This window comes from Bradyrhizobium sp. 62B (assembly GCF_030272265.2).
In the GTDB taxonomy this organism is placed as follows: domain Bacteria; phylum Pseudomonadota; class Alphaproteobacteria; order Rhizobiales; family Xanthobacteraceae; genus Bradyrhizobium.
On record NZ_CP092841.2, the window covers coordinates 6,528,487 to 6,551,215 of the forward strand.

24 protein-coding genes are annotated in these 22,729 nt (G+C 64.2%); 6 read left to right on the forward strand and 18 right to left on the reverse strand.

Translation table 11 applies throughout. The annotated features are described in order from the left end of the window. Positions 1–33: 33 nt before the first annotated feature. Positions 34–189 (reverse strand): Thivi_2564 family membrane protein, encoded by a 156-nt coding sequence (locus tag ML401_RS31300; RefSeq protein WP_008546817.1) that lies wholly within the window; start codon positions 187–189, stop codon positions 34–36. Positions 190–459: 270 nt separating this feature from the next. Here ML401_RS31300 and ML401_RS31305 point away from each other — a divergent pair, with 270 nt between their 5' ends. Further along, complete coding sequence (locus ML401_RS31305; RefSeq protein ID WP_285807969.1) at positions 460–2,553, forward strand: methyl-accepting chemotaxis protein; 2,094 nt, start codon at positions 460–462, stop codon at positions 2,551–2,553. Between the two features lie 36 nt (positions 2,554–2,589). On the opposite strand, the gene ML401_RS31310 is transcribed toward ML401_RS31305, so the two are convergent. Further along, positions 2,590–3,243 (reverse strand): DUF2865 domain-containing protein, encoded by a 654-nt coding sequence (locus ML401_RS31310; protein WP_212067882.1) that lies wholly within the window; start codon positions 3,241–3,243, stop codon positions 2,590–2,592. A 16-nt stretch (positions 3,244–3,259) separates the two neighbouring features. After that, on the reverse strand, positions 3,260–4,036 hold the full coding sequence (locus ML401_RS31315; RefSeq protein WP_285807970.1) for a L,D-transpeptidase: 777 nt from the start codon (positions 4,034–4,036) through the stop codon (positions 3,260–3,262). A 209-nt stretch (positions 4,037–4,245) separates the two neighbouring features. On the opposite strand from ML401_RS31315, the gene ML401_RS31320 reads away from it, so the two are divergent. The 5 genes from ML401_RS31320 to ML401_RS31340 all read left to right on the forward strand — a co-directional run bounded on the left by ML401_RS31320 (position 4,246) and on the right by ML401_RS31340 (position 8,367). Continuing rightward, the gene (locus ML401_RS31320; RefSeq protein WP_285807971.1) at positions 4,246–5,358 is read left to right on the forward strand and encodes an AI-2E family transporter; all 1,113 of its coding nucleotides are present in this window, start codon (positions 4,246–4,248) and stop codon (positions 5,356–5,358) included. Positions 5,359–5,436: 78 nt separating this feature from the next. Further along, positions 5,437–5,808, forward strand: a complete 372-nt coding sequence (locus tag ML401_RS31325) for a YqjD family protein (RefSeq protein ID WP_259217658.1) — start codon at positions 5,437–5,439, stop codon at positions 5,806–5,808. Between the two features lie 93 nt (positions 5,809–5,901). Continuing rightward, positions 5,902–6,357, forward strand: coding sequence for a hypothetical protein (locus ML401_RS31330; protein WP_194404448.1), 456 nt, complete (start codon positions 5,902–5,904; stop codon positions 6,355–6,357). 177 nt (positions 6,358–6,534) lie between these two features. After that, positions 6,535–7,677 (forward strand): OpgC domain-containing protein, encoded by a 1,143-nt coding sequence (locus ML401_RS31335; protein ID WP_285807972.1) that lies wholly within the window; start codon positions 6,535–6,537, stop codon positions 7,675–7,677. Between the two features lie 75 nt (positions 7,678–7,752). Then, a complete protein-coding gene (locus ML401_RS31340) occupies positions 7,753–8,367 on the forward strand; it encodes a TetR/AcrR family transcriptional regulator (protein ID WP_194404450.1) in 615 nt (204 codons plus the stop codon). On the opposite strand, the gene ML401_RS31345 is transcribed toward ML401_RS31340, so the two are convergent. The 15 genes from ML401_RS31345 to urtA form a co-directional block, all read right to left on the reverse strand. After that, positions 8,364–10,025 carry an HWE histidine kinase domain-containing protein gene (locus tag ML401_RS31345; RefSeq protein WP_285807973.1) on the reverse strand — a complete coding sequence of 554 codons (1,662 nt, stop codon included), beginning with the start codon at positions 10,023–10,025 and terminating at the stop codon, positions 8,364–8,366. The two genes, ML401_RS31340 and ML401_RS31345, sit on opposite strands and share 4 nt — an antisense overlap. A 295-nt stretch (positions 10,026–10,320) precedes the next feature. Next, positions 10,321–10,944: an urease accessory protein UreG gene (gene ureG, locus ML401_RS31350; protein ID WP_194404452.1), complete on the reverse strand. Its 624-nt coding sequence runs from the start codon at positions 10,942–10,944 to the stop codon at positions 10,321–10,323. Positions 10,945–10,984: 40 nt separating this feature from the next. Next, positions 10,985–11,713, reverse strand: coding sequence for an urease accessory protein UreF (locus ML401_RS31355; RefSeq protein ID WP_376717396.1), 729 nt, complete (start codon positions 11,711–11,713; stop codon positions 10,985–10,987). After that, positions 11,694–12,329 (reverse strand): urease accessory protein UreE, encoded by a 636-nt coding sequence (gene ureE / locus ML401_RS31360; RefSeq protein ID WP_211415875.1) that lies wholly within the window; start codon positions 12,327–12,329, stop codon positions 11,694–11,696. Before ureE ends, ML401_RS31355 begins: the two co-directional genes overlap by 20 nt. A 12-nt stretch (positions 12,330–12,341) precedes the next feature. Continuing rightward, positions 12,342–12,641 carry a putative quinol monooxygenase gene (locus tag ML401_RS31365; RefSeq protein ID WP_007599815.1) on the reverse strand — a complete coding sequence of 100 codons (300 nt, stop codon included), beginning with the start codon at positions 12,639–12,641 and terminating at the stop codon, positions 12,342–12,344. Between the two features lie 128 nt (positions 12,642–12,769). Further along, complete coding sequence (ureC, locus tag ML401_RS31370) at positions 12,770–14,485, reverse strand: urease subunit alpha (RefSeq protein ID WP_285807974.1); 1,716 nt, start codon at positions 14,483–14,485, stop codon at positions 12,770–12,772. 34 nt (positions 14,486–14,519) lie between these two features. After that, positions 14,520–15,059, reverse strand: a complete 540-nt coding sequence (locus ML401_RS31375) for an HD domain-containing protein (protein ID WP_285807975.1) — start codon at positions 15,057–15,059, stop codon at positions 14,520–14,522. Positions 15,060–15,116: 57 nt separating this feature from the next. Continuing rightward, a complete protein-coding gene (locus ML401_RS31380; protein WP_035708642.1) occupies positions 15,117–15,422 on the reverse strand; it encodes an urease subunit beta in 306 nt (101 codons plus the stop codon). A gap of 9 nt (positions 15,423–15,431) precedes the next feature. Further along, complete coding sequence (locus ML401_RS31385) at positions 15,432–15,734, reverse strand: urease subunit gamma (protein WP_007605424.1); 303 nt, start codon at positions 15,732–15,734, stop codon at positions 15,432–15,434. Between the two features lie 24 nt (positions 15,735–15,758). Next, positions 15,759–16,589 (reverse strand): urease accessory protein UreD, encoded by an 831-nt coding sequence (locus ML401_RS31390; RefSeq protein ID WP_285807976.1) that lies wholly within the window; start codon positions 16,587–16,589, stop codon positions 15,759–15,761. 36 nt (positions 16,590–16,625) lie between these two features. Beyond that, complete coding sequence (urtE, locus tag ML401_RS31395; protein ID WP_285807977.1) at positions 16,626–17,321, reverse strand: urea ABC transporter ATP-binding subunit UrtE; 696 nt, start codon at positions 17,319–17,321, stop codon at positions 16,626–16,628. A 3-nt stretch (positions 17,322–17,324) separates the two neighbouring features. Next, complete coding sequence (gene urtD, locus ML401_RS31400) at positions 17,325–18,086, reverse strand: urea ABC transporter ATP-binding protein UrtD (protein ID WP_194404457.1); 762 nt, start codon at positions 18,084–18,086, stop codon at positions 17,325–17,327. A gap of 4 nt (positions 18,087–18,090) precedes the next feature. Next, a complete protein-coding gene (gene urtC, locus ML401_RS31405; protein ID WP_211415869.1) occupies positions 18,091–19,260 on the reverse strand; it encodes an urea ABC transporter permease subunit UrtC in 1,170 nt (389 codons plus the stop codon). Next, positions 19,257–20,864 carry an urea ABC transporter permease subunit UrtB gene (gene urtB, locus ML401_RS31410; RefSeq protein WP_285807978.1) on the reverse strand — a complete coding sequence of 536 codons (1,608 nt, stop codon included), beginning with the start codon at positions 20,862–20,864 and terminating at the stop codon, positions 19,257–19,259. Before urtB ends, urtC begins: the two co-directional genes overlap by 4 nt. 84 nt (positions 20,865–20,948) lie before the next feature. Continuing rightward, positions 20,949–22,271 (reverse strand): urea ABC transporter substrate-binding protein, encoded by a 1,323-nt coding sequence (urtA, locus tag ML401_RS31415; protein ID WP_194404460.1) that lies wholly within the window; start codon positions 22,269–22,271, stop codon positions 20,949–20,951. Positions 22,272–22,729: the final 458 nt, after the last annotated feature.

Below are 22,729 nucleotides of genomic sequence, written 5' to 3' on the forward strand. Positions count from 1 at the left end.
AAGCCGGGGCTTTTTCTTGAACGTAGCCCCTCGCTAGAACACCGCGAGATATTTCAACAAGGACACGATGCCGATGATGATGACGATCACGCGCGCGATCTGCTTGGCGCGGCCGTCCATCGGCAGCATATTGATGAGATAGAGTACGAGAATAACGACGAGAAAAGTGACGAGCACGCCCACCAGCATCGCGAGACCCCCTTCAGGCAAATTGCGACCGCTGCTCTAACGCCCGTAGCGCGACTCGGTTCCATCTCGGCAACCCATTGCAACTTATAGTAAATCAGTAATTCTACGATCCCCCGGCCTGCCTAAAATTTTACCCTTCCCCTTTCAGATGCGACGACCGTTTGCGCTCTGAGCCGCAAACGGCATGCGATTGCGGATCTGCCACGCCCCCAGTTGTCGATGTTGCCGGGCGTTCGTTTGAGCTTTGCACTTGGGAATTGGGGGACTTCGATGTTCAATCGTCTGACCGTGTCCGCGCTGCTGAAGGCGGTGATCGCGATCACATCGGCCTGTGTGGTGATTGCGCTCTCGCTCACCGCCTACGAGTCCTGGGACCGCCTCAAGACCGCCCAACGCATCTCGCAGATCGCCGACGCGTCCGCCGATCTGTTCAAGGCGATGCACAATCTGCGCACCGACCGCTCGACTACCAATCGGTTGCTCAACGCGACCGAGCCGATGGACGCGGAGATCGAGAAATATCTCCGCGGGATCCGGGACGCCGAGATGCCCGCCATGGCGCATGCGCTGGATCTGCTGCCGGCGATGGACTTCCCGCAATCGGGTACGATGGTGCCGGAGCTCGCGCGCCTCCACAAGCAGCTGACCGAACAGCAGAAGCAGTTCTGGGAGGATGTCGCCAAACCGAAGGACCAGCGCCGCGCCGGCCTGCCGAAGGCCTATATGGAGACGACGCAGGGCTTGCTCGATACGCTCGACAAGCTCTCGAACGCCCTGGCTGCCACCGTCAATCACCAGGACGCCGCGATCGATCAATTGCTGTCGATCAAGCAGAACGCCTGGCTGCTCCGCAACACCGGCGGCGAAGCCTCGCTGGTCGTCTCGACCGGACTGAACGCCGGCCGCGTCACGCCCGAGGCCCGCCTCGCCTACACCCAATATGTCGGCGGAACAGCCGCGATGTGGAAGGCGCTGGAATTGTCCACCTCGGGCATGCAACTGCCGTCGGCCTTGTCATCCGCCATGGCGGCGGCCAAGACCGGATATTTCGATCCGCAGTATCTGGCCCTGCGCGACCGCCTGGTGGCCGCGCTCGCCGCGGGCGAAAAGGCCGAGATGACCGCGAACCAGTGGACCCCCGTGACGGTCGGCCGCCTGTCCAGCGCCGTTGCCGTCGCCGAGACCGCGCTTGACGCGGCCAAGAACCACACGCTGGAGCAGCGCTCCGCAGCGCAACGCGCGCTGATCATGCAGCTTGGACTGCTCGCGCTCGCCATCGGCCTCGCCGCAGCGGCGATCATGCTGGTCAGCCGCCGCGTCATCACCCCGCTCAACACCATCCGCGACGCCATGCTGAAGGTCGCCGGCGGCGACCTTGCCGTCGACAGCGGCTATCTCGACCGCCAGGACGAGATCGGCGCACTTGCCGGCGCGCTGGAAACCTTCAAGCAGCAGGCCACCGACAAGCTCAAGATCGAGCAGCAGGAGAGCGAGCGCAATGCGGGCGCTGCCGCACGCCAGCGCGCCGTGGAGGCCTATGTCGGCGAGTTCGAGGGCGCGGTGCGCAAGACGCTGGGCGAATTGAGCGAGGCCTCCGGGGAGATGCGCAAGACCTCGGGTGACCTCTCCGCCGTGTCGCGCCAGACCAACGACCGCGTGCAGGTCGCCGGCAAGGCCTCCAACGACGCCTCGATGAGCGTCGACAGCGTGGCCGCGGCCGCCGAGGAGCTTTCAGCCTCGATCAACGACATCAGCCAGCAGGCCTCCCACGCCGCCGGCATCGCCAGCCGGGCCGTCAATCAGGCGCGCGAAACCGACAGCACCGTGCAGGGGCTGGCGCAGTCGGCGGGACGCATCGGCGAGGTCGTCGGCCTGATCAACACCATCGCGGCGCAGACCAATCTGCTGGCGCTCAACGCCACGATCGAGGCGGCGCGCGCCGGCGAGGCCGGCCGCGGCTTTGCCGTGGTCGCCTCCGAGGTGAAGTCGCTGGCGAGCCAGACCGCCAAGGCGACCGAGGAAATCTCCGAGCAGATCGCCGACATCCAGAAGGTCGCGGGCGATGCCATCAACGCGATCCAGGCGATCGGCGGCATCATCGGCGAAGTGAACGAAGTGGCGACCGCGATTGCCGCCGCCGTGCAGGAGCAAGGCGCGGCGACCCAGGAGATCACCCGCAGCACGCAATATGCGGCCCAGGGCACCAAGAACGTCTCGGACAATATTACCGGCGTCAAAGCCGATGCGGACGCTGCCGCTGCAGCCGCCGACAATGTGAAGCAGGCGTCCGAGATGCTGGAGACGCAGAGCCGCCAGCTCGGTCACGAGGTCAGCGACTTCCTCGGCAAGATCCGCGCGGCGTAGGCACGATGGCGCCGCGCCAAATTGAAAATCTTGCCGCTACTCCTTCGCCACCACGGGCACCTGGCGGAATTTGGCGCGCACTGACTCCGGCAGCGGCGAGAAATTCATCGCGACGCCCCGGCGATCGCCGGCGTTGCGACTGGCGACAACGAGACCGTCAGTGCCGGCAACGATATCGCCCTTGCGCAGCGTGGGATCGTCCTCGACCTTGACCTGCGCGAGCCCGACAGGGTCCTTGCCGTTACAGGTGCAGCCCGCGACGATCTCGTTGCGATAGCGGTACGCGTTGGGCAAGTCGGAATAGGATTTGCCTTTGTCAGTCGTGGCGTCGTCGATGTTGCCGCCATAAACCAGCGAGGTCTCCGACGACGGACAGAAGCTCTTGCACGATTGCGCCTTGCTCTCCGCGTCGTTGCCTTGCGCCGGGAAGTAGCGGCCATCGCAGCCGCGGACGCAATAGGCGGTGCCGCCGCCATAGGAGGCGCGCTGGCGCGGCCCTTCATAGCGGGGCATGTCGTCGTTCGGGAACGGCGTGCGGATCTCCGGCGGTGGCCGCATCCGGAAGCCACCGAACAGCGCCGAGAAGAAATCTTCCGCATGCGCCGACGGCGCCAGTGCTAGACCGGAGGTGGCGACGGCGAGCAGTGCCGCTGTGCCAACGGCTAGTTTGCGGATTGATCGTTTACTCATGTGACCTCACGGAACTCTAGTTCACGGCCGACGACGCCGAGATATTAAGCGCCTGCCGACCCGAGGGGAGCGTTGTCACGGCCGGACGCTTGCGCACGGGATCGCCGCCCTTGGCCATCAGCGGAGCGTTCCTCGGCAACACCACGACCTTCGCACCGACATTGACGCGACCGAACAGGTCGGTGACATCCTCGTTGGTCATGCGGATGCAGCCGGAGGAGACGAACTTGCCGATCGTGGAGGGATCGTTGGTGCCGTGGATGCGATATTCACTTGAGCCGAGATACATCGCACGCGCGCCGAGCGGGTTGCCGGGGCCGCCGGCGACGAAGCGCGGCAGATAGGGCTGACGCGCGATCATCTCTGCAGGCGGATGCCAATCCGGCCACTCCGCCTTGCGGCTGACGCTCTGCACGCCGGACCAGGTGAAACCTTCGCGGCCGACGCCGACGCCATAGCGGATCGCACGGCCGTTGCCGAGCACGTAGTAAAGATAGGTGTTGTTGGTATCGATCACGATGGTGCCGGCCGGCTCGCTGCGATCAAAGCCGACGATCTGCTTGCGCAGGCGATCGGGCAGCTGGGCATCCTCGTCGGTTGCCTGCGGCGTTGCGTTCACGGAGCCCTGCGCGTAGCCCTGGTCCTGCGGGTACGCTTGCGGCTGCATCGGCGAATAACCGAAGGTCTGCGCGCTCGCGGCGCCGAGGGGGACCACGAGCAGAGTGGTTGCGAAGGCGAACGCGGTGACCGCGCGCGGCGAGAAGCTGCGACGGACTGCAGAGAACTTTGTCATGTGCTGCCCCGTTTGGATGCGTGCATCAGGGTGATGCGCTTCCCGTAGAACGCCGCGGGGGCGACCCGAGTTCCGGCGCAACGCGCGGCAGGCTTGTCACAGTCAAGCGAGCACATCTTCACGAAGCCGCGATGGAACCAGCTTAAGGCTCGCGCATTACCCGTTACCAATGGGCGCGCGGTGCGAGGCTTCCGTGCGGGAGAGAGATTGTGCGCGTCCTTCCGAGTGAACGTCCGATTACCGGTAACAGCGAAGGCGCTCCGCTTCCCGACAGCCATGTCGAACTGCCGCCGGTCATCCGCCGCACCGAATTCGTCGCCTTTGCGCTCGCAGGCCTGCTGCTGATTGCCGTCGTGACCGTGCTTTACGTCGGAAGGGCATTCTTCCTGCCTGTGGTGATGGCCTTTGTCGTCGGCACCATGCTGTCGCCCGCGGCCGGCTTTCTGGAGCGGTACAAGGTCCCGCGCGCAGTCGGTGCCGTTCTGATCGTGGTCGCAGGTACCACGGTGGTCGCCTTCGTCGTGGCGTTGATCGCCTCCCCGGTGATGGAGTGGAGCACGCGCCTGCCGGAGCTCGGCGCGCAACTGAAGGACAAGCTGCACGTGTTCGACCGGCCGCTTTCGTTGTGGCGGGAGACGCAAGCCATGATCGGGGGGTCGGAAGGCCTACCGAGCTTCCAGATGCCGAAAGTCGAGTGGGTGCAGCCGACGCTGGAATTCCTGTCACCGACCTTCACCGAATTCCTGCTGTTCTTTGTCACCTTGATCCTGTTCGTCGCCAGCTGGCGCGACCTCAGGCGCGCCATGATCATGAACTTCGGCGATCGTGACGCGCGGCTTCGCACGCTCCGGATTCTCAACGAGATCGAGGAGCATCTCGGCAATTATCTCCTGACCGTCACCCTCATCAATGTCGGCGTCGGCATCGGCACCGGCCTCATTTGCGCGCTGACCGGCATGCCCAATCCAGCCGGGCTCGGCGCGCTCGCGGCGACGCTCAACTTCATTCCGATCATCGGGCCGGTTGCGATGTTCGCCGTGCTGGTCGTTGTGGGGCTGGTTGCCTTTCCGACCATCAGCGGCGGCCTGATGGCGGCACTCGCCTTCGGCGGTCTTACCTTCCTGGAAGGGCACTTCATCACCCCCACCATCATCGGCAGGCGGCTGGCGCTGAATGCACTTGCAGTCCTGCTTGCGCTGGCATTCTGGACCTGGATGTGGGGCCCGATGGGCGCGTTCCTGTCGTCGCCCCTCCTGATCGTCGCGCTGATCCTGAAAGAGCATCTCATGCCGGTGGATGCACCGCAGCTTCCGCAGGGCTGACCGGTTTCCACGAACGGAACTTCCCCGGTGACGAAACGTTTTCCGGCTATCTCAGCCGCCAACAGTTCGGAGCTCCCGATGTCCACGCCCAATGCCGAAGCCGGGATGAGAGATTGGACCGACAAAGCCACCAGAGAACGCCTCGAGAAGGATGTAGCAGCCGTGAAAAGCGATATCGCCGCCCTCACCGACCAGATTACCGACGCGCTCAACACTTTTGCCAATTCCACCAGCAAGCAGGCTCGCCGCGGTTACCGCCAGGCGCGCGAGAATGTGGACACTGCAATGGACGACATGTCGGAGCGCGGCGGTGCAATGATGGACGCCGCCCAGGAGGCCTACGGATCGATCGAGGAGACGCTCGAAGACGCGATCACCCAGCGGCCGCTCGCGACCGTCGGGCTCGCGCTCGGCATCGGCTTCCTGATCGGGGCCGCGTGGCGGCGGTAGGAAGCGTAAAGGAACATGAGAACGGCGGCGCTACCGCGCCGCCGATGCTGGCTTGTGGACGAATAGGCTTGTGGGGATTTGAGGAGCAAGGCCATGTTTCAGCGCATTATCGACGGGATCAGCGCATCCACGGGTACGACTGTGCGGCTGACCTCCCTGGCCGCAGGCGCGGCTTTTGCGCTGTTCATCACCACCTGCTTCCTGTGTGCGGCGGCATTCATTTCCGTGCTCAACAAATATGGTCCGGTGCAGGCCTGCCTCGCGGGCGCCGGTGTCTTTTTTCTGCTGACCCTGGCCGCCGCAGTGAGCTACTGGGCTTACAAGCGAGAGCTGCGTAAGCAAGCCCAGATCGCGGCCGAGCGTGCCGCGAAATCGGCGTCGCAGAGCATGCTCGCGGACCCCATGCTGCTCGCGACCGGGCTCCAGATCGTTCGGGCCATCGGGGTCAAGCGGCTGTTGCCGATCCTGGCGATCGGTGGCGTCGCACTGGGCATCATGGCGAGCCGCGCCGGCGTGTCCGACGAGGTATCGGCCGAACCGGCCGAGTAAGGACCGGGACCACGTTAAGAAAATTTCGTAGTGAGACCTGGCGGGTGCGCGGCGGCATTTATTGGCCGGTTTTGCGCAATTTTAAGCGGATGATCGTTACCTCACGCAAACGCTACTCGGATGGGCAGGCGGTTGCCGGTAAAAGCGTCATCCTGATTCCCAAAGCTATTTTACTCAATGAACCCGTCCGTCAAGGCGAACCTCGCCGCATTCCACCACGACGCCAGGCTGTATTTGACGCTCGGTATCGCCAATTGGTCGGTTTTCGTCGACCACATCCCCAATAACGTCGTCAACCTGCTGACGCTGCGCAACTTCGGCTTCAGCGGCGCTGCCGATCTGTTCGTGTTCGTGGTGGGTTATGGCGTCGCCATCATCCATGGCCGGATCGCGCTGGAGCGCGGCTATCTCGTCGCCGCAACGCGCATTTTCCGGCGCGTCTGGCGGCTCTATGCCGCCTATGTCGTGCTGTTCGTGATCTACATCGACACCATCGCCTATGTCGCCTCGCAGTCGATGGCTCCGGAAATCATCCACGAATACAACATTTCGGGGATTCTCGAGCACCCGCTGCGCATCCTGGTCCGCGGCCTCGTGCTGCAGGAGGAGCCGCTCAATCTCGATCTGCTGCAATTGATGATCCCGCTGATGGCCTTTTTTCCGCTCGCGCTGTGGGGCCTGTTGCGGCGGCCGAACCTGACGCTGGCGGCATCGATCGCGCTGTACCTTGCCGCACGCTGGTTCGACTGGAATTTCCGGGTCTATCCGGACCAGGAATGGACCTTCAATCCGCTGTGCTGGCAGATGCTGATGGTGCTCGGCGGCTGGTTCGCCGTGACAGGCGCGCCGGGGCGCGCGCTCCGCGACATGCCCTGGCTGCGGATACTCGCCGGGGCCTATCTCATATTCGCGATGGCCGTCACCATGCTGCGCCATTCGCCGCAATTGTCCGGCTATTTGCCGGACCTTCTCCTCGACAGCATCGCGCCGACCGACAAGGAAAACCTCGCGCCCTATCGCGTGGTTCACTTCCTCGCACTCGCTTTGCTGGCAACTCACCTCATTCCCGCCGATCACCCCGGACTGCGGCTGAAGCCGCTCCAGGCGGTCATCAGATGCGGCGAGGAATGGCTTGCCGTGTTCTGCGTCGGAGTGTTCCTGTCTTTCGCCGGCCATCTCATCCTGATCACCAGCGCCAATCTGGTCGTGATGCAGATCGTGGTGAGCCTCGCCGGATTCGCGGCGATGACCGCGGTGGCCTATTACGTCGCCTGGTCGAAATGGCAGGATCTGCCCGCGGCCATGCGGCAGCAGGCCTGAAGCGCGATTCCGCTAGGTTGACCGCCGCCGCTGCGCTATCCCGGTAAAGGAGCGGGTTGCGCGGGGAGACCGGACGTGGTGACGGCGAATGGCGGGGATGACGGGGCCGACAGCGCCCCCCGGCGCGGCCGGCCGCGATCGATCGAGACCAGCAACGCCATTCTCGAAAGCGCCTATGTGCTGATGGCGTCCACCGGCCTTGCCGCCACCACCATCGACGCAGTCGCCCGCCACTCCGGCGTCTCCAAGATGACGATCTACAAATGGTGGCCGTCCCGCGAGGCGCTTCTGATCGACGCCTTCCTTCAACACGCCGCGCAGATGCTGCCACTTCCCCCGGTGAGCTCCGGCAGTCCCGCGGCGCGCGCGCGCCGTCACGCCGCGGCCTATGCCGAGGCGCTCCAGGGCGAGTTCGGCAAGGTGCAGCTCGCCGTCATCTCCGAATGCATTTCCAGGACCGGCTCTGCCGAGCTGTTCTATGCCCGCTATCTGCAGTTCCGCCGCGACGCGCTGGTGGAGATGATTGCGGCAGGCCAGCAGGACGGCAGCATCCTGGCCGCAGGGCCGGCCGAGGATCTCTACGACGCGATCTACGGCGGCCTGTTCTACCGCTACGTCTTCGGCATCGCGCCGATCACGCCGGCCTATGCGCGCAATCTGGTCGATCTGATCTTGCGGCCGAAAGCCTAGCCGCGCGCAGGCCGAACCGGAGCCGAGATCTTGTCCGTGCGATCGCGTTCGGTCATGTCGACCACCGTCTCCATGGGAGCGGTCAGCTCATAGACGTAGGAGGCCTCGGTGAAATAGCGCTTGGCGGTGCCGCCGAGCGCCTCGGGGGCGACACGGTCGAGCAGGATCAGGCCGAAATCGGAATCGGGGCGGCGCGTCGCCTCGCTGGTGTTGAACTCCTCCCAGCGAAAATTGAAGATCTCTTCGGTCCCCTCACCCGTCACCGTCCAATTAGCCGTGATGTGCGGATGCTTGCCAACCAGCGACAGGCCCTCGTCCGAATGCGAGGCGAGTTCGAAGAACAGCAGCGAGAGGCTCTGCGCCGCGCGTGCGCTCACCGCAATATCCGGACCGGTGACGGCGATGCGGTCGGCATGCGGGATGGCTCGCGCCTCGAACAGGCCCTTCAACTTGACGCCCTGCCATTGGCTCTCGCTGAGCAGCGAGACCACGTTGGACATGGCATGGATGCGCCCGATCAGGAGCTCGCGGGCGACATCGATGTCCGAGCCGTGGCGCAAGGTGCGCGTCACGATCGACTGGATCACCGCTAGGATATTCTTGACCCGATGGTTGAGCTCGTCGATGACCGCGGTCAGCCGGCGCTCGAAGCCGATCCGGACCTGGATTTCCCGGCTGAGCCGCAGATTGTTGTAGGCGACATAGCCAAACAGACCGCACACCATCGCAGTGATCGCAAAGCCGATCGCCGCCACGATGATCGCAGTCTGCTCGGCACGACGCACCGAGTTGGTCTTCGCGTAATAACCGAGTTGCCAATCACGGCCACCGAAGCTCACCGTGCGCGTCGCCGATGGCGCCGCTCCGTCCGCCGCCACGTTGCGCGTCGAGACCACGCCCTGGTCGTTGGCGATCAGCTCGCCGCCCTCCTTGCGCGGATCCCTGAGCGCGACGGAGAACAACGACATGTCGTCATTGGTCAGCATCAGCGACGCCAGTTCGTAGGAGAACGTGACGAACCCAGCCGGCTCGGTTGCCCCCTCGGGAATGACGGGCGCAGCCACGACGACGCCGACCGGCCCGTTTGCGCGCAGCAGCGGAACCGGGTCCGAAGCCACTGACCTCTTCTCAATCCGCGCACGCGTCAGCATGGCGCTGCGAACCTGGTCCTGATCGTAACTGCGGCCCGGCAGAGCCTTGGTCTCGTCGCTGCGCGGCTCGAGATCCAGCAGCACGTCGATCGGCTGGGTAATCTCGGCCGGATTGATCGGCTTGTCGTCATAGTTGCGGATCGTCGGATTCGGGAAGCCGGCGCCCCCAATCGCGGTCTGCGCCGCCGTCAACTCGTTCGGCTTCAACCGGGCGATCCAGCCGGCCACCACGAAATCCGTCTTGAAGGCGTAGATGGCCGAGCGCAGCGGCTCCAGCATGTTCGGCTTGATCACGGACGGCGTGCGGAACAGGCCTGAGGCGACACGCGCAAGCAATTCGCGCTCGGTGAGCCGGTCCTGAACCAGGCTGGCATGCACGTCGATCGCACGCGCGAGCGCGATCCGGTCCAGCGCCAGCTCCTGGTCGTGGACGCGATAGGCCGCAAGCCCGGAGAGCAAGGCTCCGAGCAGAGCAATGAAACCGATGATGAAACCCAGCCGGACCACGCGACTACTCAGGCGAAAGCAGGAGGTCGGCAATAAACAAGGAGCATATGAACGCCGCTCGAACGGCCATGTGCCGAAACAGAGTGAACCCTGGTGGCAGAGATAATGGAGGAGGAGACATCGGCACGCAACGTAGGTCGCCTGAAAAGCTTAATCCGCCCGGCCGATGGTCTGGCCAGGATGGATCGCCCGGGCACCGGAGGTAATCAATCGCCGTGTCCGAAATTTGTTCCGCCATTGCGGCCCGGCCCCTAGGGTTAACGGCGAAAAACGCGTGCGCCAAGTCGTCGCGCCGTCAGCCCGCCCGTTTCAGGCCGCCTTTGGCCTCAATGAAGCCGATGATCCGGTCGAGCCCTTCGCTCTTCTTCAGGTTGGTCATGACGAAGGGACGCTCGCCGCGCATGCGCCTGGCGTCCGTGTCCATCTTCTCCAGGGAGGCGCCGACATGGGGAGCGAGGTCGATCTTGTTGATGACCAGGAGATCGGACCGGGTGATGCCGGGGCCGCCCTTGGACGGGATCTTGTCGCCGGCAGCGACGTCGATCACGTAGATGGTGAGGTCGGCCAATTCAGGGGAAAAAGTGGCAGCGAGATTGTCGCCGCCGGATTCGATCAGCACGAGATCGAGCCCGGGAAACTTGGCGCGCATGTCCGCGACCGCAGCCAGATTCATCGAGGCATCCTCGCGGATCGCGGTGTGCGGACAGCCGCCGGTCTCGACGCCGGCAATGCGGTCCGGCGTCAAAGAGCCCGATCGCACCAGGAACTCCGCATCCCATTTGGTGTAGATGTCGTTGGTGATGGCGGCGATGTCATAGCGTTCGCGCATGGCCTTGCAGAGCAGGTCCATCAGCTGGGTCTTGCCCGATCCGACCGGACCGCCGACGCCGACACGCAAGGGGCCGTGAGATTTCGACATGTCGTTCGCTTTCTCCCGATGGGTTGAAGGCGCGGCGCCCTCACGAGCGGAACAGCCGCGTATATTGGGTCTCGTGCCGCAGGCTGGCGAGATCGGCGCGGAAGGTCGCGCCGCCGAGATCGTCCAATGTCGCATTCAGCGCACGATGGGCGGTCGCGGCCACGGCGGCTTCCAGCCTCACCAGCACGCGCTGGCTGTCGGTCTGGCCGAGGGGAACGAGGCGGCTGGCCGCAGAAATCCAGTTCGAGACCAGCGCATGCAGGAAGGCGTGCAGCGTCGACCCCAGCGGCACGCCGTGCACGGCTGCGACCACACCGACCGCGACCGGATAGACCGGCGGCGTGTGGCACGCCGCAACCATGGCATCCAGCCCGTCGGCATCCCACGCCGCACGCGCGATGTCGATGAAGGCGCGGCCTTGCGAGCTGGTCTCCAGTTGCCGCTCGCGCGAGGGCACGAAGGCCGCGGCAAGCTCGGCGATCTCGTTCAACGCGACCTTCTCGCCCGCCTCTGCGGCGCGATAGGCGTGGACCAGAAACGTCGCATCGCAAAAGCCGGAGCCGTCACTGAGCATCGCGTCGAGCCAGTCGGCCAGCGTTGCAACATCGACGATGTCCCCCGCCTCGACCGCCCATTCGATGCCGCTGGAATAGGAGAAGCCGCCGACCGGGAAGGCCGGCGACAGCCAGGTCATCAGCCGATACAGCGCCGCCGCCTCGCTTTCGTCGAGGCCGCCGGCGCCGACCCGCTCATTTGTGGTCATGAGCATGCTTGTGGCCGTGGTGATGGTCCGGATGGTCGCAATGCTCGTCATGGTGATGATCGTGACCGTGGTCATGCGCGGCATGACCATGCTGGTGATCATGTCCGTGGTGATCATGGTGATCGTGACCATGATCATGATGATGGCCATGATCGTGATGCGCGTGGTCGTCATGTCCATGCGCGTGGCCAGCATCGGCATAGGCGCCGCCTTCGGGATCGAACGGCGCCTCGATCTCGATCACGCGCGCGCCGAGGCCCTTCACCATGGCCTCGATGACGTGATCGCGGCGGATGCGCAAGGCCTTCGCCATGATCTGGGTCGGCAGATGACGGTTGCCGAGATGCCAGCCGACACGGATGAGGTGATGCGGATCGCGGCCGCGGATTTCCAGCAGCGGCTCGGGTGCCGCCACCACTTCGACCAGGCGACCGTCCTCGAGCACCAGCGCATCGCCGCCGCGGAGCGCTGTGGCGTGCTCGAGGTCGAGCAGGAATTCGAGCCCCCGCGTGCCCGTCATCGCCATGCGGCGGCGGTGCCGATCGTCGAAATCGAGCACAACCGTGTCCGCCGGCGTTTCCGTGAAGCGGTGCTGTCCCTTGACCTGCGTCGCCCGGATCATGCTTTTACCCCGTTACCGTGTCTCGACCTTCTCGGGCGTGATCACTTCGATCTTCGGCGGCGCCGTGAAGCACTTCACCGCGACGCGGCCGAACGTCTTCATATGCTCCATGGCACGATGCGGCACCAGCGCCTCGGCGTTCTCCCACTGCTCGACGAACACCATCTTGGCAGGATCGGTGACGCTCTCGTGCAGATCATAGGCGATATTGCCGGGCTCTTTCCGGGTCTCCTTGATGCAGGCGGTGGCGGCCGCAATGAATTCGGCGCGCGTTTCGGGCTTGATGGTCAGGGTGGCGACGACGTAGATCACGAGGAATCCTCCCGGCTTTTCTTTTGGGGTTCAATACCGGGCGGGACATTAGACCAGGCGGGATCGAACGCAAAATCGCAAGAAGCCGTCCCCGGACACAAGCCGGGGACATGCGTTGAGGCGCTATTTCAGTACATGAAATATCGCTGGGCCATCGGCAACACCTCGGCGGGTGCACAGGTGAGCAGCTCGCCGTCGGCACGCACCTCATAGGTCTCCGGATCGACCTCGATATTGGGCGTGGCGTCGTTGTGGATCATGCTCTTTTTCGAGATCTTGCCGCGGGTGTTCTGCACCGCATAGAGCTTCTTCTCGATGCCGAGCTTTCGCGCGAGACCACCGGTGATCGCGGCTTTCGAGGTGAACACCACAGAGGACGCCGTGCGCGCCTTGCCGAAGGCACCGAACATCGGCTGGTAGTGCACCGGCTGCGGCGTCGGGATCGAGGCGTTGGGATCGCCCATGGGGGCTGCGACGATCGTGCCGCCCTTGACGATGCAGTCCGGCTTGACGCCGAAGAAGGCCGGCGACCACAGCACGAGATCGGCCATCTTGCCCTTCTCGACCGAGCCGATCAGCTTCGACACACCGTGGGCGATCGCGGGATTGATGGTGTATTTCGCGATGTAGCGCTTGACGCGAAAATTGTCGTTGTCCTTGCCCTTGTCCTGCGGCAATGACCCGCGCTGCTTCTTCATCTTGTCGGCGGTTTGCCAGGTCCGGATGATGACCTCGCCGAGCCGGCCCATCGCCTGGGAGTCCGACGACATCATCGAGAGCGCGCCGAGATCGTGCAGGATGTCCTCGGCGGCGATGGTTTCTTTCCGGATGCGGCTTTCGGCGAAGGCGAGGTCTTCCGCAATCGAGGGATCGAGATGGTGGCACACCATCAGCATGTCCAGATGCTCGTCGATGGTGTTGCGGGTGAAGGGCCGCGTCGGGTTGGTCGAGGACGGCAGCACGTTCTTCAAGCCGGCGACCTTGATGATGTCAGGGGCGTGGCCACCGCCGGCGCCCTCGGTGTGGAAGGCGTGGATGGTGCGCCCCTTGAATGCCTTGATCGTGTCCTCGACGAAGCCGGATTCGTTCAGCGTGTCGGTGTGGATCATGACCTGGATATCGTGCGCGTCGGCGACCGACAGGCAGTTGTCGATCGCGGCCGGCGTCGTGCCCCAGTCCTCGTGCAGCTTCAGCGCGCAGGCGCCGGCCTTGATCATCTCGACCAGGGCTGCGGGCCGCGAGGCGTTGCCCTTGCCGGAAATGCCGAGATTGACCGGGAAGGCGTCGAACGACTGGATCATCCGCCCCATGTGCCACGGCCCCGGCGTGCAGGTGGTGGCGAAGGTGCCGTGCGAGGGGCCGGTGCCGCCGCCCAGCATCGAGGTGACGCCGGACATCAACGCGTGCTCGATCTGCTGCGGGCAGATGAAATGGATGTGGCTGTCGAAGCCGCCGGCCGTGAGGATCTTGCCCTCGCCCGCGATCACGTCGGTGCCGGGACCGATGATGATGGTGACACCCGGCTGGATGTCGGGATTGCCGGCCTTGCCGATCGCGGAGATCATGCCGTCCTTGATGGCGACGTCGGCCTTCACAATGCCCCAGTGATCGACGATCAGCGCATTGGTGATCACGGTATCGGCCGCGCCCTGCTTGTTGGTGACCTGCGACTGCCCCATGCCGTCGCGGATCACCTTGCCGCCGCCGAACTTCACCTCCTCGCCATAGGTGGTGAAATCCTTCTCGACCTCGATGATGAGGTCGGTGTCGGCCAGCCGCACCTTGTCGCCCGTGGTGGGGCCGAACATGTCGGCATAGACGGAACGCTTCATCTTTACGGACATCACAAGCCCCGTTTGCGGTTGAACGTTTGGTGGATCACAGCAAGGCCTTCGCTGCTTTCACGGCATCATCGAATTTCTCGTCGAGCCACGCATTACCGCCGCGGCAGCCCGCAACGACTTGCGTGGCCCATCCACTGTAGTCGGCGAGGTCGTCAAGCTCCTCGGTGGTCGGATCCGTCTGAAGGCGTGCCCCTATATTGCTGATCTTGTCGGCGATCTTGATCAGCTTTGCGCCCGGCGATTTGTGGGGCGCGTCCTCGATCTGTTTCTGCCGCCGCTCGGCCTTCGGCAAGCTCATGTCGTCGGTGCATTCGACCACGAGCGAAGCGATGCGCGCGGAAAATCTCTGCGCAAGCTCCTCGCGCGTGGTGTCGGTGTCCTCGATCGTATCGTGCAGCCAGCCGGCCGCGACCAGCTCGGCATCGGCGCCGTCGGTCGCGGTCGCAAGCAGGTTCGCAACCTCGGCGAGATGATTGATATAGGGCTCGCTGCCGCGCCCCTTGCGCGCCATGCCGTTGTGGCGCTGCGCGGCGAGCTCGGCAGCTTCGGAGATGAGACGGACGGGGGAGAGCATGGCAAGTACCTCCATTCTCGCCTCAACCGTGCCGTGCCGCGCTCGTTCCTGCGACGCTCACAGCTTCCCCATCACGTCGCCGCGGAAACCGTAGATCGTCTTCTTGCCCGCCATCGCCACCAACTGCACGTCGCGGGTCTGGCCGGGTTCGAAACGCACCGCGGTGCCGGCGGCGATGTCGAGACGCATGCCGCGGGACTTCTTGCGGTCGAATTTCAGCGCCGGGTTGGTCTCGAAGAAATGGTAGTGCGAGCCGACCTGGATGGGGCGGTCGCCGGTGTTGGCCACCGTCAGCGTCACAGTCTTGCGGCCCGCATTGAGCTCGATCTCGCCGTCCTGGATGAAGAGTTCGCCGGGGATCATGCTGCTCTCCTACCTGATCGGCTCGTGCACGGTGACGAGCTTGGTGCCGTCCGGAAACGTCGCCTCGACCTGGATGTCGTGGATCATCTCGGGGATTCCAGGCATCACCTGGTCGCGGGTCAAGACCTGCGCGCCGGATTGCATCAGTTCGGCGACGGTGCGGCCGTCGCGCGCGCCTTCGAGGATGAAATCGGAAATGATCGCGATCGCCTCGGGGTGGTTGAGCTTGACGCCGCGGTCCAACCGGCGGCGGGCCACGATCGCGGCCATCGAGATCAAGAGCTTGTCCTTTTCGCGGGGAGACAGGTTCATGCAGAATCTCTTCCGTTCAACACTTCAATTCAGCCAGAGCCGCGGTAGGGCCGCGCCGGTGCGCGCCAGCACGGCCATCATGTCGGCGCGCAAACGCGCCGCATCTTGGGCAAAGAACCGCGCCATTGCAAAGCCATTCCAGGCCGAGATTCCGACCTCCCCGGAGAACGAGTCCGAGGCCTCGCGGATGCGCTCGACCAGAGCCTCGTCACCGGGGACGATCAGGGCCGTGCCGATCGCCGCCCCGCTCTTGGCAACTGCCGATCGCGCGAGCTTTGCGCCGATATTGCCGTCGAGCCTCACCGTCTCGGCGAAGACCAGCCGGCCACCGCGCCGCAGCCGCCAGCGGTCGACGAACTCGCCCTGCTCCATCCGCTCGCCCATGGCGGTGCGGCCGAACACGACGATCTCGCAAAGCAGGAGCGACGCCGCTTCGTCGAGCGCGATGTCGAAGCGGCGATGGACACGGGCGCGATCAAACAGGATCGTCTCCTGCGGCAGCCAGGCGAGATGCGCACCCGCGGCGACCTTCAGCCCGATATTGAGCTCTGCCGCCTGCCCCGGCGCGCGATAGACCTTTTCTGCGGCCGCCGTCGTCAGCGTCAGCCGCGAGCTGGCTGCGGCCGTGATCTCGATGTCGAAGCGATCCCCACCCGCAACGCCGCCGGCCGTGTTGACGAACACGCCGGATAGCCCCTCGTCTTCCGGCGAAGGGAAGCGGACGCGCAAGGAGCCGGATTCATGCAAGGTGCCGCGCCGGGTAACGCCATCGCGCGCATGGACGTCGAAGCGCACCGCGCCACGGGCACGGTTGGCTTCGAACACCGAAGATGTCGTCAAAACGTCGCTGCGCATCCCTCTCCCCGGCCGGCCGCGGCAGAAATCCTGGGACTACAGCGCCATCTGGCGGCTGATTTCGGCCGGGTCGAGATTGGAACGGTTGCAGGTGAACTTCACCGCGCCGCGATCCATCACGGCGAAACTGTCGCCGAGTTCGCAGGCAAAGTCGAGATATTGTTCGACCAGCACGATGGCGATGTTGCCGAGATTGCGCAGGTACGAGATGGCACGGCCGATGTCCTTGATGATGGAGGGCTGGATGCCCTCGGTCGGCTCGTCGAGCAGCAGAAGCTTCGGCCGCATCACCAGTGCGCGGCCGATCGCGAGCTGCTGCTGCTGGCCGCCTGAGAGGTCGCCGCCACGACGGCCGAGCATGGATTCCAGCACCGGAAACAGCGAGAACACGTCGTCCGGAATGTGCTTGTCCTCGCGCTTGAGCGGACCGAAACCGGTCTTGAGGTTTTCCTCGACCGTCAGCAGCGGGAAGATCTCGCGTCCCTGCGGCACGAAGCCGATGCCCTTGCGCGCCCGCTCATAGGGCTTCAGACCGGTAATGTCGCTGCCGTCGAGCACGATCGCACCCGACGAGATCGGATATTGCCCGACCATGGCACGGAGCAGCGAGGTCTTGCCGACGCCGTTGCGCCCGAGCACGCAGGTGACCTTGCCCGGCTCGGCCGAGATGGACACGCCGCGCAGCGCCTGCGCGGCGCCGTAGAACAGGTTGATGTCCTTGACCTCAAGCATCGCTCAGCGCCCCAGATAGACTTCGATGACCCGCTCGTTGGACGAGACCTGGTCGATGGTGCCTTCCGCGAGCACCGTGCCTTCGTGCAGGCAGGTGACCTTGACGCCGAGCTCGCGCACGAACGTCATGTCGTGCTCGACCACCATCACGGTATGGGTCTTGTTGATCTCTTTCAGCAGTTCAGCGGTCAGATGCGTCTCGACGTCGGTCATGCCGGCGACGGGCTCGTCGACGAGCAGCAGCTTCGGATCCTGCGCCAGCAGCATGCCGATCTCGAGCCATTGCTTCTGGCCGTGGCTGAGGCTGCCGGCAAGGCGATTGCGGGCGTCGGTGAGGCGGATCGTCTCCAGCACCTTGTCGATGCGCTCGGACTCGGCCTTGCTGCCGCGCCAGAACAGCGTGCCGCGGACCGAATGGTCGACGTTCAGCGCGAGCAGGAGGTTGTCCTGCACGGTCTGGCTCTCGAACACGGTCGGTTTCTGGAACTTGCGGCCGATACCGAGCTCGGCGATGCGGGTCTCGTCCAGCCGCGTCAAATCAGTGACGCCGTCGAACAGAACCGTACCCTCGTCGGGCTTGGTCTTGCCGGTGATGATGTCCATCATGGTGGTCTTGCCGGCGCCGTTCGGGCCGATGATGGCGCGCATCTCGCCGGGCTCGAGGGTCAACGACAAATTGTTGATGGCGTGGAAGCCGTCGAACGAGACGTGCACGCCGTCCAGGTAAAGCATCGCGGAGGTCGCGCGGTTGTCCATGACGTTCATCGCGCTACTCCGCCATCTTGGGTTCGGTGACGCCGTCCTCGGCCGCAGCGCTCGTTGAGGCCGCGGCGATGCGCTTCTCCCTCGAGGAGTCCCACCAGGCATTGAAGGTGCCGACGATGCCCTTTGGCAGCAGCAGCGTCACCAGGATGAACAGCGCGCCCAGCATGAACAGCCAGTAAGGCGCGAGCATGCCGGAGGTGAAGAACGTCTTGGCGTAGTTGACGACGACGGCGCCGAGCGCCGCGCCGACCAGCGTACCGCGGCCGCCGACCGCGACCCAGATCACCGCCTCGATCGAATTGCCCGGCGCAAACTCGGAGGGATTGATGATGCCGACCTGGGGGACGTAGAGCGCACCGGCGACGCCGGCCATGCAGGCCGATACCGTGAACACGAACAGCTTGTAGGATTCGACGCGGTAGCCCAGGAAGCGCGTGCGCGATTCCGCATCACGCACCGCGATCAGCACCTTGCCGAGCTTCGACGAGACGATGGCGCGGCAGATCAGGAAACCGACGATCAGCGCCAGGCAGCTCAGCGCGAACAGCGCCGCGCGGGTGCCCTCCGCCTGCACGTTGAAGCCGAGGATGTCCTTGAAGTCGGTCAGGCCGTTGTTGCCGCCGAAGCCGAAATCGTTGCGGAAGAAGGCGAGCAGCAGCGCATAGGTCATCGCCTGCGTGATGATCGAGAGATACACGCCGGTGACGCGGGAACGGAAGGCGAGCCAGCCGAAGCAGAAGGCGAGCAGGCCGGGCACGACCAGCACCATCAGCGCGGCGAACCAGAACATGTCGAAGCCGTACCAGTACCAGGGCAGCTTGGAGTAGTTCAGGAACACCATGAAGTCGGGCAGAACAGGATTGCCGTAGACGCCGCGGGTGCCGATCTGCCGCATCAGGTACATGCCCATCGCGTACCCGCCGAGCGCGAAGAACGCGCCGTGGCCGAGCGAGAGAATGCCGCAATACCCCCAGATCAGGTCGATCGCCAGCGCCAGGATGGCGTAGCAGACATACTTGCCCCAGAGCGCGACGAGATAGGTCGGCACTTGCAGGAACGAGCCCGCGGGCAGCAGCAGGTTGGAGAGCGGGATGAGGATGCCGCAGGCCACGACGACGGCAAGGAAGACCGTCGCGCTGCGGTCCAGCGATCGCGTCAGCATGTGAGGGGTCATGCTTCCACCGCACGGCCCTTGAGCGCGAACAGGCCGCGCGGCCGCTTTTGAATGAACAGGATGATCAGAACCAGGATGGCGATCTTGCCGAGCACGGCGCCGGCGACCGGCTCCAGGAATTTGTTGGCGATGCCGAGCGTGAAGGCGCCGACCAGCGTGCCCCAGAGATTGCCGACCCCACCGAACACCACGACCATGAAACTGTCGATGATGTAGCTCTGGCCGAGATTGGGGCTGACATTGTCGATCTGCGACAGCGCCACGCCGGCAATGCCCGCGATACCCGAGCCGAGGCCGAAGGTCAGCGCGTCGACACGCGAGGTGGCGATGCCCATCGAGGCCGCCATGCGACGGTTCTGCGTCACTGCGCGCATCTCGAGGCCCAGTGCGGTGTAGCGCAGCATTGCGAGCAGGATCGCGAACACGGCCAGCGTGAACACGAGGATCCAGAGCCGGTTATAGGTGATGGTGATCTGGCCGAGCTCGAACGCGCCGCTCATCCAGGAGGGATTGCCGACCTCGCGGTTGGTCGGGCCGAACATGGTGCGCACCGCCTGCTGCAGCACCAGCGAGAGACCCCAGGTGGCCAGCAGCGTCTCCAGCGGACGGCCGTAGAGGAAGCGGATGATGCTGCGCTCGATCAAGACGCCGATGGCGCCGGCGACGAGGAAGGCGAGCGGCACGGCGATCAAGAGCGAATAGTCGAACAGGCCGGGATAGCGGGTACGGATCACCTCCTGCACCACGAAGGTGGTGTAGGCCCCGATCATCACCATCTCGCCATGGGCCATGTTGATGACGCCCATCACGCCGAAGGTGATGGCGAGCCCGATCGCGGCGAGCAGCAGCACCGAGCCGAGCGAGAGGCCGTACCAGGCATTCTGCACCGTGGACCAGACCGCGAGCGAAGACTGGATCGAGCTGATCGCACTGGCCGCGGCCTTGGTCACCGAGGCCGGCTGGTCGCCCATGCCGGTGAGCAGCGCCAGCGCTTCCTGGTCGCCGCGCGCCTTGAGCGTGGCAACCGCCTCGAGCTTCTCGACCTCGGAGGCATCCGTCTTGAACAGCAGGATGGCCGCGCGAGCCTCACCGAGCGCAGCCTTGACCGATTTGTTGGTTTCCTTGGCGAGCGCGCCGTCGACGGCCTCGAGCGCCGTCTCCTCATGCGACTTGAAGACGGACTGCGCGGCCTGCAGGCGCGTCCCGACATCCGGCGATTGCAGCGTCAAGCCGCCGAGCGCAGCATCGACGCTGCGGCGCAGGCGGTTATTGAGGCGCACGGCGCTCGCGCTGTCGGGAACGCTGGCGACCGCCTCGCCGGTCGCGGCATCGATCGACTTGCCGTCGGTGCCCGTGACGTAAACCTTCTTGCTGTCAGGATCGGCCATGAGGCGGCCGTCCTGGAGCGCGCTGATGATGGGAAAAGCCAGCTTGTTGCCGCTCCCGGCAACCACGCCGATCGCCTCTTCCGTGTCGGAGAAATCGTCATTGGCGAATTTGGCGACCCCGTCCTCGAACGGACCGGCGAAGGCCGGCAGCGCGAACGCGATCAGCAACAACGAGAGCGCAAGCGAGCAGAGGCGCGCGGACAAATAGGCTGGCACTGTGAATGACCCCGGCAGAAATGGGTGGAGAAGGCGGCGGGATCGCCGCCTTCTCCGATCGTGCAATGGCGTGTCAGATCCGGGTCAGGAGCCGGAACCGAGGCACTTGTTGGTCTTGGTGTTGAAGTTGCCGCACTTCTTGCCGACCCAGTCGCCGATCAGGTCCTTGGAGCCGTCGAGCTCCTTCGACCAGGCATCGCCCGCGACGAGGCCCGGGGTCTTCCAGACCACGTCGAACTGGCCGTTGCCCTTGATCTCGCCGATGAACACCGGCTTGGTGATGTGGTGGTTCGGCAGCATCTTCGACACGCCGCCGGTCAGGTTCTTGGCTTCGATGCCCGGGAGAGCGTCGATCACCTTGTCGGGATCGGTCGACTTCACCTTCTCGACCGCCTTGACCCACATGTCGAAGCCGATCACGTGCGCTTCCATCGGATCGTTTGTCACGCGCTTCGGATTCTTGGTGTAGGCCTGCCACGCCTTGATGAACTTCTCGTTCTCCGGCGACTTGATGGACTGGAAGTAGTTCCAGGCGGCGAGATGGCCGACCAGCGGCTTGGTGTCGATGCCGGCGAGCTCTTCCTCACCGACCGAGAACGCGACGACCGGGATGTCCTTCGCCTTGATACCCTGGTTGCCGAGCTCCTTGTAGAAGGGAACGTTGGCGTCGCCGTTGATGGTCGAGACCACCGCAGTCTTCTTGCCGGCCGAGCCGAACTTCTTGATGTCGGCCACGATCGTCTGCCAATCGGAGTGACCGAACGGCGTGTAGTTGATCATGATGTCTTCCTGGGCGACACCCTTGGACTTCAGGTAGGCTTCCAGGATCTTGTTGGTGGTGCGCGGATAGACGTAGTCGGTGCCCGCGAGCACCCAGCGCTTCACCTTCTCTTCCTTCATCAAATAGTCGACGGCGGGGATCGCCTGCTGGTTCGGTGCCGCGCCCGTGTAGAACACGTTGCGCTCGCTCTCCTCACCCTCGTACTGCACGGGGTAGAACAGGATGCTGTTCAGCTCCTTGAACACCGGGAGCACCGACTTGCGCGACACCGAGGTCCAGCAGCCGAACACGACCGAGACCTTGTCCTTGGTGATCAGCTCGCGCGCCTTTTCGGCGAACAGCGGCCAGTTCGAGGCGGGATCGACGACGACGGCCTCGAGCTTCTTGCCGTTCACGCCGCCCTTCTTGTTCTGCTCGTCGATCAGGAAGAGGATGGTGTCCTTCAGCGTGGTTTCGCTGATGGCCATGGTGCCGGAAAGAGAGTGCAGCACACCGACCTTGATGGTGTCGTCGGCGGCCTTCGCGCCGGTCAATGGAGCCAGTCCGAGCATCAGTCCGGCGGTCGCGGCGAGAACGCCACGGCGGCTAAATGACGCCGCTATATCGTGAATGGATTTGCTAAGCATGAGTGTCTCATCTCCCTGACGCAGACGTGAAAACGCTGCGAAACGGCCCCACGGCCGCCTGCGATTAACGGATTCGCAAGAACCGTGCCATGGACTGAGCACCCATCAACCAATTGGTTTCGCTAAACAAATCGCCCGAAATCAAAGTTTCGCCATTAAGAAGCAGCTCAAAACTTGAGCAATTCAAATGTATGCCGAAGCGGCAGGCGGTCTATTTTTTGAGCAAAATGCTAGCTCTGGCTAAATTTCCGGCATAACTATTTCTGCACCGCAACCGCCGTTTCGGGCACGCTTGCCTTGAAAGCGCCCGCTGAATGTTCCATATGAACTGCCGAGACCTCTTTCGAATCAAGGGGTCGTTGCGAGCCGCGTGTTCTTAAGCCCCCTACGGGCCTCTGGCTTGCCCCATATCTCCCAAGCCATCCGACACCCTAAACACGCAGGTGTCTTCTCGACAC

What these genes read in the sequence shown, in the direction of transcription:
- ML401_RS31300 (WP_008546817.1), bottom strand. Translation starts at nt 189, where the DNA reads ATGCTGGTGGGCGTGCTCGTCACTTTTCTCGTCGTTATTCTCGTACTC.
- ML401_RS31305 (WP_285807969.1), top strand. Translation starts at nt 460, where the DNA reads ATGTTCAATCGTCTGACCGTGTCCGCGCTGCTGAAGGCGGTGATCGCG.
- ML401_RS31310 (WP_212067882.1), bottom strand. Translation starts at nt 3,243, where the DNA reads ATGAGTAAACGATCAATCCGCAAACTAGCCGTTGGCACAGCGGCACTG.
- ML401_RS31315 (WP_285807970.1), bottom strand. Translation starts at nt 4,036, where the DNA reads ATGACAAAGTTCTCTGCAGTCCGTCGCAGCTTCTCGCCGCGCGCGGTC.
- ML401_RS31325 (WP_259217658.1), top strand. Translation starts at nt 5,437, where the DNA reads ATGTCCACGCCCAATGCCGAAGCCGGGATGAGAGATTGGACCGACAAA.
- ML401_RS31330 (WP_194404448.1), top strand. Translation starts at nt 5,902, where the DNA reads ATGTTTCAGCGCATTATCGACGGGATCAGCGCATCCACGGGTACGACT.
- ML401_RS31335 (WP_285807972.1), top strand. Translation starts at nt 6,535, where the DNA reads ATGAACCCGTCCGTCAAGGCGAACCTCGCCGCATTCCACCACGACGCC.
- ureG (WP_194404452.1), bottom strand. Translation starts at nt 10,944, where the DNA reads ATGTCGAAATCTCACGGCCCCTTGCGTGTCGGCGTCGGCGGTCCGGTC.
- ML401_RS31355 (WP_376717396.1), bottom strand. Translation starts at nt 11,713, where the DNA reads ATGCTCATGACCACAAATGAGCGGGTCGGCGCCGGCGGCCTCGACGAA.
- ureE (WP_211415875.1), bottom strand. Translation starts at nt 12,329, where the DNA reads ATGATCCGGGCGACGCAGGTCAAGGGACAGCACCGCTTCACGGAAACG.
- ureC (WP_285807974.1), bottom strand. Translation starts at nt 14,485, where the DNA reads ATGTCCGTAAAGATGAAGCGTTCCGTCTATGCCGACATGTTCGGCCCC.
- ML401_RS31375 (WP_285807975.1), bottom strand. Translation starts at nt 15,059, where the DNA reads ATGCTCTCCCCCGTCCGTCTCATCTCCGAAGCTGCCGAGCTCGCCGCG.
- ML401_RS31380 (WP_035708642.1), bottom strand. Translation starts at nt 15,422, where the DNA reads ATGATCCCCGGCGAACTCTTCATCCAGGACGGCGAGATCGAGCTCAAT.
- ML401_RS31385 (WP_007605424.1), bottom strand. Translation starts at nt 15,734, where the DNA reads ATGAACCTGTCTCCCCGCGAAAAGGACAAGCTCTTGATCTCGATGGCC.
- ML401_RS31390 (WP_285807976.1), bottom strand. Translation starts at nt 16,589, where the DNA reads ATGCGCAGCGACGTTTTGACGACATCTTCGGTGTTCGAAGCCAACCGT.
- urtE (WP_285807977.1), bottom strand. Translation starts at nt 17,321, where the DNA reads ATGCTTGAGGTCAAGGACATCAACCTGTTCTACGGCGCCGCGCAGGCG.
- urtD (WP_194404457.1), bottom strand. Translation starts at nt 18,086, where the DNA reads ATGAACGTCATGGACAACCGCGCGACCTCCGCGATGCTTTACCTGGAC.
- urtC (WP_211415869.1), bottom strand. Translation starts at nt 19,260, where the DNA reads ATGACCCCTCACATGCTGACGCGATCGCTGGACCGCAGCGCGACGGTC.
- urtA (WP_194404460.1), bottom strand. Translation starts at nt 22,271, where the DNA reads ATGCTTAGCAAATCCATTCACGATATAGCGGCGTCATTTAGCCGCCGT.